The organism is Saccharopolyspora sp. NPDC050389, from assembly GCF_040655595.1.
In the GTDB taxonomy this organism is placed as follows: Bacteria; Actinomycetota; Actinomycetes; order Mycobacteriales; family Pseudonocardiaceae; genus Saccharopolyspora.
The window spans coordinates 60,414-65,970 of the sequence record NZ_JBFAKG010000052.1; the positions used below are offsets into that span (position 1 = coordinate 60,414).

A 5,557-nucleotide genomic window follows, 5' to 3' on the forward strand; every position below is an offset into this window, starting at 1 on the left:
TGAGTCTTTTGGGCTGCTATGGCAACCCAAAAGACTCACGGCCCCGTTGGGTCAGTCGCGGTTGAGCTGGACGTCCGGCCGCTGCGGCACGCGGTCCGGGCGGACCTGCGGCGGCTTGTTGCCCGACGTGTCGACACCGGCGGACGCCACGGCAGGCATGCCGCCGACGACCGGCAGGGTCACCGAGGTCTGCGCCAGGTCCAGCCCGATTTGGCCGGGCTGCCGGGGCGCGACGATGAACGCGCTGTCCGTGCCGCCGATGATCAGCGCCAGCTGGTGGCCGGCTGGGATCACGTGATCGGTGGTGGCCAGGCGGAACGTCATGGTGTACGGCTTGCCCGGCTCCAGCGGCTGCTCCGCCGACAGTGACTCGTGGTTGGCCAGATCGGCCCAACCGCGGGCGATGATCTCGAAGTCCACGTCGGTGGTGGTGGCTTCGGTGTCCTGGTAGCAGGCGTCGTCACCGGGACGGCTTTCTCCCCAGCACGATTCCGTTGGCAGTGTGCGGATTCCCTCGCCCTGGCCCAGGTAGTCGCGGGTGGTGGCGGGGCCGTAGTCGACGAGCATCGCGGACAGGTGTGCCGTCGGCGTGCTCGGCACCGCCGTCACGGTGACCGATCCGGTCCCGGCCAGGCGCAGGTCACCGCTCAACGGAGCGGTGTTGAACAGCGCGCGGGCGGGCGACTGCTGGTCGGGCCGGGCGGCCCAGTCGTACTCGTCCAGCGAGGGATCGTCGGTGAACGACGCCGTCCCGCCGGGCGCCGGCTCCGGGCCGAGCCCGTCTTCGCGCGGGTGCAGCGTCGTGGCCTGCGCCTGCTCGCCGGACCAGCCCGGTTCGTCGACCCAGGTGTCGGGGGCGCGTTCGATGCTGGCGGCCGGTTCCTCGGTGATCCCGTTGTCGATCCCGAGCAGCGAGTGGTCGAACCAGCGGTGCAGGGTGTCGACCCATTCGGTGCGGCGGAAGTCGAACGGGTCGACGTGCCCGGTCTGGCTCAGCCACAGCTTGCGCGGCACGTCGTTGGCGGCCAGCGTGTCCCACCACTGCCCGAAATGAATGGTCTTGACGTTCAGGTCGCCCAGGCCGTGCACGGCGAACACGCTCGCGGTGACCCGGTCCGCGTTCGGCAGGTAGTCCCGCTCAGTCCACAGTGGAGTCACGTCGCCGTTGGCCGGGGCCCCGGCGGTCAGCTGCTGCTTGACCGGGCCGCAGTCGGGGCGGCCGCCCTCCTCGACGCTCTGGGCGAGGCCGACCGGGTCGAACCCGAAGGACACGCCGTCGGAGCGGTAGTAGTCGTACCAGGAGCTGATCGCGCCGATCGGGACGATGGTGCGCAGGCCCTCGACACCGGTGGCGGCGACGCCGTTGGCGATCGTGCCGTCGTAGGACTTGCCGATCATGCCGACGTTGCCGGTGGACCAGCCCGCACCGACCGGATTCCCGCCGGTCGCCGAGTCGAACCCGGTCGCACGGCCGTTCAGCCAGTCGATCACGGCCTTGGCGGAGGTGATGTCCGACGGCCCGCCGACGTCCACGCAGCCCTCGGAGCGGTTGGTGCCCGCGAGGTCGACGAGCACGGTCGCGTATCCGCGCGGCACGAAGTAGTTGTCGTAGAACAGCGGGAAGCCGAGCGGCCGCCCCTGCTCGTCGTAGGTCTTGAACTCGTTCTCGTTGCCGCGACCGCAGCACGAGTAGTACGGGCTGGCATCCATGATCACCGGCACGGGCTGATCGGTTCCGGCCGGCCGCGCGATGTCGGCGGCGACCCGGTCGATCACCCCGTCACCGTCGCCGTCCAGCCCGGTCTCCACCCAAACGGTCTCCCGCACCGGTTCGGCCCCGAAAACGGGCTGGCTCCGCCCGTCCCGCACCTGCTCCGCGGCGGCGGCCGGTGCGGCACCGGCCAGCACCAATGCCGCGCACGGCAACGCCCACCAGCGACTTCTCCTCACAGCGTCCACCTCCGAGAAGATCTCGAAGGCGAAGCCTAGGGTCCAAGATCAATCCTGGGCACAGCCGAAAGTGGGGAGCGCCTCACCGGCTCTCGACGGATTCCAAGATCGCCCGAATCCGGGGGAGGAGCCGGGGAATCGCCTGCACCTCAGCCCAGAGCAGATCCGCCGTGGTCTCCCAGTAGCGATGCCTGAGTCGATCGCGGAGCTCGATCATGCCGGCCCAGGGGATGTGATCGTTCTCCGCGCGGAACGAAGCGGGGAGGTCGCTGCCTGCATCGCCCATGATGATCAGGCACTGAGCGAGCGCGGCCTCGTCGACCTCGGAGTCCAGGTCGGCTCGATCCGCCGGCGTGATCTTCAGGACCATCTCGCCGCAGTGCACCATGGCCCGCAGCGGTGCGGAAACATCGATCGAGCCCATGCGTTCCTCCTTGGCGACGATCATCCCACTTCGATGCAGGAGCGGTCCGGCAGCGGCTTAGGCTGAGGTCGTGGGTGTTCCGGTTTTGTTGGATGGTTCGCGGTTGCGGGCCAGGTTGGTCGACGGCGGGCCTTATGCCGCGCTGGACGTGGTGGTGAGCACCGGGTCGACCAACACCGATCTGGTGGCCGCCGCCGGGCGCGGTGCCGCCGATCGGACCGTGCTCATCGCCGAGGAGCAGCTGTCCGGGCGCGGGCGGATGCAGCGGCAGTGGACCTCGCAGCGCGGGCACGGCTTGTTCCTCAGCGTGTTGCTGCGCCCCGAGCTGCCGCCGGTCGCGATCAGCTGGCTGCCGCTGATCGCCGGGGTCGCCCTGGCCGAGACCGTCGAGCGCACGACCGGCGTTCACGCCACGCTGAAGTGGCCGAACGACCTGCTGCTCGGCGACGGCGACGAGTGGTCGAAGGGTGCCGGGATCCTGGGCGAGGCGGTGGTCGGGCCCGATGGCATGGCGATCGTGCTCGGCATGGGCATCAACGTGTTCCAGCGGCGCGAGGATCTGCCGCGCGGCGCCGGCGGCCTGCCCGCGACGTCGTTGGCGGCCGAGGGCGCGGAGGTCGACCGCGAGGAGTTCGCAGTGGCGTTGCTCACGGCGTTCGCCGAGGTCGACGACCGGTGGCGGGCGGCGGGCGGTGATGTGGTGGCGTGCGGCCTGCTGGACCGGTACCGGCGGCTGTGCGGGACCCTCGGGCAGCAGGTGCGCGTCGAGCTCGGCGGCGATGACCAGCTGCTCGGCGTCGCGGCCGACATCGACGAGACCGGGCGGATCGTCGTTCGCACCCCTGACGGCCGGACCACCGCGGTGTCCGCGGGCGACGTGGTCCACCTGCGCCGGGCTTGACCGGCGGTGGGCGTGACCGGACGGACCCAGCCGGTAACGTGATCGGCGACCTGCGAAGAGGCTGAGGAGGGATCCGGTGGCCTACCCAGACGGCCTGCTCGGCGCGGACGAGCACGTGGTCGTGCACAAGCACCCGCACTGGAAGATGCTGATCGTCCCGGTGCTGGTCCTGTTCGTGGCGGTCGGCGGCGGGTCCTACCTGGCGGCGCTGGCCGCGCCCACCACGTGGCACGTGCCGGTCTGGATCGGCCTCGGCGTCGTCGGTGCGATTCTCGTCGTCTGGTGCACGCTCGCCCCGCTGGTGCGCTGGCGGACCACGCACTTCGTGGTCACCACGCACCGGCTGATGGTGCGCGAGGGCGTGTTCACCCGCACCGGCGTCGACATCCCGATGTCCCGGATCAACTCGGTGCGGTTCCGGCACGGCCTGCTGGACCGGATACTCGGCTGCGGCACCCTGGTCGTCGAATCCGCCTCGGACGAGCCGCTGGAGTTCGACGACATCCCGCAGGTGGAGCGGGTGCACACCTTGCTGTACCGCGAGGTCAACGACGACCCGCGGGACGACTGGGACTACCGCGCCAGGGAGGACTACTGATGGGGCCGCGTGAACTGGGACTGCCGATGCAGGTGGCCTCGCCGGAGCCGGGCGAGCTGCCGGCCGAGGTGACGATCTGGGAGGTCGGCGCCCGCGACGGGCTGCAGAACGAGAAGGAAGTCGTCCCGCTCGACGTCAAGCTGGAGTTCCTGCAGCGGATGGCCGACGCGGGGCTGGGCGTGCTGGAGGCCACCAGCTTCGTCCGCCCGGAGTGGGTGCCGCAGCTGGCCGACGCCGCCGAGCTGCTGGACGGGCTGCAGCAGGTTCCTGGCGTGCGCTACCCCGTGCTGGTGCCGAACTCGCGGGGCCTGGACCGGGCGCTGGAGTCGGGCGTGCGGGACATCGCGATCTTCGCGGCGGCGACCGAGACGTTCACCCGGCGCAACCTCAACCGCGGCCTGGACGAGCAGTTCGCGATGTTCGACCCGGTGGTGCAGCGCGCGGTCGGCGAGGGGCTGGCGGTGCGCGGCTACGTGTCGATGTGCTTCGGCGACCCGTGGGAAGGCCCCGTGCCGGTCGAGCAGGTCGTCGCGGTGGGCAAGCGGTTGCTGGAGATGGGCTGCTGGCAGCTGTCGCTCGGCGACACCATCGGCGTGGCGACTCCCGGGCACGTCGAGTCGCTGCTGCGCGCGTTCGTCGCGGCCGGGATCGGTGTGGACCGGCTGGCGGTGCACTTCCACGACACCTACGGGCAGGCGCTGGCCAACACCTACGCGGCGCTCCGGCACGGCGTGTCCACAGTGGATTCTTCGGCCGGCGGGCTGGGCGGTTGCCCGTACGCCAAGTCGGCCACCGGCAACCTCGCCACCGAGGACCTGGTGTGGATGCTCGAAGGCCTGGGCCTCAAGCACGGCGTCGACCTCGGCAAGCTGGTCGAGACCAGCGTGTGGATGGCCGAGCGGCTCGGTCGGCCGAGCCCGTCCCGGGTGGTCAAGGCGCTGGGTGCCGCCGAGGCATCGGGTTCGTGAGCGCGCCCTCCGCGGCGCTGCACCTGTTGCGCGGTCGTCCGGTGCTGGCCTGGCGCTGCGCTCAGCCGTGGCTGGCGATCTCGTCCGCTGCCCGCGGCGGCGGGATCGGCCCGCGGTCGTGGGTGCTGAACGCGACGGTGATGACCGACTACGACCATCCGGATCCGGCCGAGCACGTCGACGAGATGGCCGACGCGCTCGGGCTCTCCGGTGACGGCGTCGGGTTGCTCACCGCGGTCGACGTGCGACACGAGGTGACGGCGGTCGACGGCGGGGTGCGCGCGAGCGTGACCACCGGCGTGGGCCTTCCGATCTGGGCGGCGGCCGGCGAAGAAGCGGTGGCGGCCTGGAAGCCGGGCACGATCAACGCGGTGTGCTGGTCGCCCGTGCGGCTCAGCGAGGCCGCGCTGGTGAACGCGGTCGCGACGGTCGCCGAGGCCAAGGCGCAAGCCCTGGTGGAATCGGGTGTCGCGGGAACCGGCACGGTCACCGACGCGACGGTGGTGCTCTGCCCGCTGGACGGCGAAGCCGAGCGCTACGGTGGCCCGCGCTCCCGCATCGGGGCCGGGCTGGCGCGGGCGGTGCACGCGGCGGTCACGGCGGGCCTGCGCGTCCAGAACCCGCGCCACGGCGAAGATCCTGGTTCGGCCCGGTAGCCACCCGTGTGCGTTTTTTTTTTGGTTTATTTATAAAAACAACAACAACGCCAGACAAAC

The 5,557-nt window shown here is 70.9% G+C and carries 6 protein-coding genes; 4 read left to right on the forward strand and 2 right to left on the reverse strand.

Features of this window, described 5'->3' with window-relative positions; all coding sequences use genetic code 11:
• Positions 1 to 51: 51 nt before the first annotated feature.
• On the reverse strand, positions 52 to 1,908 hold the full coding sequence (locus AB0I53_RS29840) for a Xaa-Pro dipeptidyl-peptidase (protein ID WP_358610137.1): 1,857 nt from the start codon (positions 1,906 to 1,908) through the stop codon (positions 52 to 54).
• A 124-nt stretch (positions 1,909 to 2,032) separates the two neighbouring features.
• Positions 2,033 to 2,374 (reverse strand): HepT-like ribonuclease domain-containing protein, encoded by a 342-nt coding sequence (locus tag AB0I53_RS29845; RefSeq protein ID WP_358610092.1) that lies wholly within the window; start codon positions 2,372 to 2,374, stop codon positions 2,033 to 2,035.
• 70 nt (positions 2,375 to 2,444) lie between these two features.
• On the opposite strand from AB0I53_RS29845, the gene AB0I53_RS29850 reads away from it, so the two are divergent.
• The 4 genes from AB0I53_RS29850 (at position 2,445) to AB0I53_RS29865 (ending at position 5,497) form a co-directional block, all read left to right on the forward strand.
• Positions 2,445 to 3,275, forward strand: coding sequence for a biotin--[acetyl-CoA-carboxylase] ligase (locus AB0I53_RS29850; RefSeq protein WP_358610095.1), 831 nt, complete (start codon positions 2,445 to 2,447; stop codon positions 3,273 to 3,275).
• Between the two features lie 76 nt (positions 3,276 to 3,351).
• Entirely contained in the window at positions 3,352 to 3,873 is a 522-nt protein-coding gene (locus AB0I53_RS29855) for a PH domain-containing protein (RefSeq protein ID WP_358610099.1), read from the forward strand.
• Positions 3,873 to 4,841: a hydroxymethylglutaryl-CoA lyase gene (locus AB0I53_RS29860; protein WP_358610102.1), complete on the forward strand. Its 969-nt coding sequence runs from the start codon at positions 3,873 to 3,875 to the stop codon at positions 4,839 to 4,841. Before AB0I53_RS29855 ends, AB0I53_RS29860 begins: the two co-directional genes overlap by 1 nt.
• Positions 4,838 to 5,497, forward strand: a complete 660-nt coding sequence (locus AB0I53_RS29865; RefSeq protein ID WP_358610105.1) for an adenosylcobinamide amidohydrolase — start codon at positions 4,838 to 4,840, stop codon at positions 5,495 to 5,497. Before AB0I53_RS29860 ends, AB0I53_RS29865 begins: the two co-directional genes overlap by 4 nt.
• Positions 5,498 to 5,557 lie beyond the last annotated feature (60 nt).